The following is a 3,179-nucleotide window of genomic DNA, read 5'->3' on the forward strand; positions in this document are numbered from 1 at the left end:
TTTCGGGTGGCCGTGCTCTCGGCTCGTCGGAGAAGTTCCAGGAAGTCATCCTGCCGGTCGCCGACAAGCTCGGCGCCGCTGTCGGTGCCTCCCGCGCCGCCGTCGACGCTGGCTATGCGCCCAACGACTGGCAGGTCGGCCAGACCGGCAAGGTGGTCGCCCCCGATCTCTACATTGCGGTCGGCATCTCCGGCGCCATCCAGCATCTTGCCGGCATGAAGGATTCCAAGGTCATCGTCGCCATCAACAAGGACGAGGAAGCGCCGATCTTCCAGGTTGCCGACTACGGTCTCGTCGGCGATCTCTTCGTCATCCTGCCGGAACTGCAAAAGGCGCTTTGACGCTTTCTGCTCTGGCATATTAAAATCGGAAGGGTGGGGTAGACGAAGTCGCCCCGCCCTTTTAGTTTGCACTGCACAAAAAGCAGGCCGGTAAAGGCTTGCGCAATTCCAGGAAAAGTCCGTAGCGGTTTTCCCTCCGGAATTGCGATAAACAAAAAGGGCAATTCCAGGAAAGTGCCGAGCCACTTTGCGTCCGGAATTGCGGGAAACAAAGAGAAGGGAGCGCTTCCGTGCCTCGCAGAAGCGGAAATGCTCCAGACGGGATTGGGGTAATGAGCAAGATCGAGACGATCGGCATTGTCGGCGCAGGTCAAATGGGGGGCGGTATCGCCCACGTCTCGGCGCTGGCCGGCTACAAGGTCCTGATCCACGACATCTCGCCCGACCGGGTCGAGAAGGGCATCGCCACCATCAGCGGCAACATGGCCCGTCAGGTCGGTTCGGGAAAGCTCGAGGAGAAGGCGCGCAACGAGGCGATGGCGCGCATCTCATCGGCGTCCGCCATGGCCGATCTCGCCGCCGCCGACCTCGTCATAGAGGCGGCGACCGAGGATGAGACGGTCAAGCGCAAGATCTACGCCCAACTCTGCCCGCAGCTCAATCCGGAGGCGATTCTCGCGACCAACACCTCCTCGATCTCGATCACCCGGCTCGCCGCGCAGACCGACCGGCCTGAGCGCTTCATCGGCATACATTTCATGAACCCGGTGCCGGTGATGAAGCTGGTCGAGCTGGTGCGCGGCATCGCCACCGAGGACCAGACGTTCGAGGCCGCCAAGACCTTCGTGAACAGGCTCGACAAGACGATCACCGTTTCGGAGGATTTCCCGGCCTTCATCGTCAACCGCATCCTGTTGCCCATGATCAACGAGGCGATCTACACGCTCTATGAGGGCGTCGGCACGGTTGACGCCATCGACACCGCCATGCGGCTCGGCGCCAACCATCCGATGGGGCCGCTACAACTGGCCGACTTCATCGGTCTCGACACCTGCCTGTCGATCATGCAGGTGCTGCATGAGGGCCTGTCGGACTCCAAGTATCGCCCCTGCCCGCTGCTGGTGAAATATGTCGAGGCCGGCTGGCTCGGCCGCAAGACCGGCCGCGGCTTCTACGACTATCGCGGCGACCATCCGGTGCCGACGCGCTGAGCCCCGCGACTGAACGCTCACTGCGCGGCGTTCAGGATGCCGCGGCAAGCGGCAGGGGCGCCGCCTCGTCCTTCGAAACTTCATCGGGTGCTGCCGAAACGCAGCCGCGGCCGGCCGCCTTGGCGGCATAGCAAGCGGCATCGGCGCGGGCGATGATCTCGTCCACCTCGCCGCAGCCGGCGCGGATCGGCGCAAGCCCGATGCTGGCGGCGATCGAATGCGGACGACCGTCCCAGCTGAAGCCCAGGTTGCGGATGGCTTCGATGATGCAACGCGCCGCGACCGTCGCTCGCGCCGGCGCGCCCGATTTCAGTATGACCGCGAACTCGTCGCCGCCCAGGCGGGCGACGATATCTTCCGGCCCGAGCACGTTGCGGATGGCGTCGGCGACGCGCTTCAGCAGCGCATCGCCCGCCGCGTGGCCGCCAGTGTCGTTGACCGCCTTGAAGTGGTCGAGGTCGACGAACATGAACTGATGCTCGCCGCCATTCAACCGGCACCGATCGACCAACTCCTCCATCGTGCGGATGAAGCTTGGGCGGTTGGCGAGCCCGGTCAGCGCGTCATGCGCCGCGGCATAAGCGAGCTGGCGCTGCAGGGCGCGCGCGTCGGTGAAATCCTGGAAGACGATGACGAGCCCGCAGAACTCGTCGCGGTCGTTCATGATCGGCGACACCATTTGGCGGATGCTGCAGCGCGTGTCGTCGCGCCTGATGAGCACGGCGCGGGCGTTCTGATCGCAATGATGGCGGTCGGCGGCCGAAGATCGTGTCAGGCCGATCCTCTGCCCGGTTTCCTCGTCGACCGCCCAGTAGACATCGCCGAGCACCTTGCCGAGCGCCTCGCCGCTGGCAATGCCGGTGAGCTTTTCGGCGACCGGATTCATGAAGGTGACGCGGTTCGCGGCATCGGTGCAGATCACCGCGTCGCCGATCGACTGCAGCGTCACCCTGAGCCGCTCCTTTTCGTCGGCGAGCATCGCCGCCGAGACCTTGCGCCGTTCTTCGGCCTCCTTGCGCTCCGTGATATCGGTCAAGCTGCCGATCGCCCGGATCAGCCGGCCCTCGCCGTCGCGTTCGATCGCCTTGCCGCGGTCGAGGATCCAGACCCAATGGCCGTCCTTGTGGCGCATCCGGAACTCGGCCTCGAAGAAGGCCGTCTCGCCGTCAAGATGCGCCCGGTCCGCCTCGGCGACGATTTGGCGGTCGTCCGGGTGGATCATCGTCAGCCAGCGGTCGGGGTCGCCGTCCAGCTCGCCATCGTCATAGCCCAGCATTCTGACCCAGGTTTCGGAGTAAGTCGTGCCGCCCTTGCGCATGTCGAGGCTCCAGACGCCTTGTCCGGCGCTGGTCAGCGCGAAATTCCAACGCGTCTCGGCTTCGGCGATGCGCGCTTCGGCCTGCTTGCGCGCATCGATGTCCTCGATCTGCGACACAAGATAGAGCGGCTTGCCGGTCTCGTCTTCGCGAATGACCGAGCCCGCGAGCTGCGCCCAGACCGGAGTGCCGTCCTTCTTGAGGTAGCGCTTCTCGAAATGAAAGGAATCGATCTTTCCCTCTTTCAGCGCGATCATCGTCTCACGGCCGATCTGCAGATCGTCGGGATGCGTGATCTGGAAGAAGGTCAGCGCCTCGATTTCCGCCCGGCTGTAGCCGAGCATCGCCGCGAAGGCGGGATTGGTCTGAAG

At 64.3% G+C, this 3,179-nt stretch carries 3 protein-coding genes; 2 read left to right on the forward strand and 1 reads right to left on the reverse strand.

What is annotated here, in order from left to right:
• Together EOA60_RS25565 and EOA60_RS25570 are read left to right on the forward strand one after the other, a co-directional pair.
• On the forward strand, nucleotides 1–341 hold a 341-nt coding region (locus EOA60_RS25565; RefSeq protein WP_206628228.1), incomplete at its 5' end, for an FAD-binding protein.
• 272 nt (nucleotides 342–613) lie between these two features.
• The gene (locus EOA60_RS25570; protein WP_066990182.1) at nucleotides 614–1,492 is read left to right on the forward strand and encodes a 3-hydroxybutyryl-CoA dehydrogenase; all 879 of its coding nucleotides are present in this window, start codon (nucleotides 614–616) and stop codon (nucleotides 1,490–1,492) included.
• A gap of 31 nt (nucleotides 1,493–1,523) precedes the next feature.
• Here the strand turns inward: EOA60_RS25570 and EOA60_RS25575 are convergent.
• On the reverse strand, nucleotides 1,524–3,179 hold a 1,656-nt coding region (locus tag EOA60_RS25575; RefSeq protein ID WP_128312096.1), incomplete at its 5' end, for a PAS domain S-box protein.

Source organism: Mesorhizobium sp. M1A.F.Ca.IN.020.06.1.1 (assembly GCF_004023265.1).
Classification (GTDB): domain Bacteria; phylum Pseudomonadota; class Alphaproteobacteria; order Rhizobiales; family Rhizobiaceae; genus Mesorhizobium.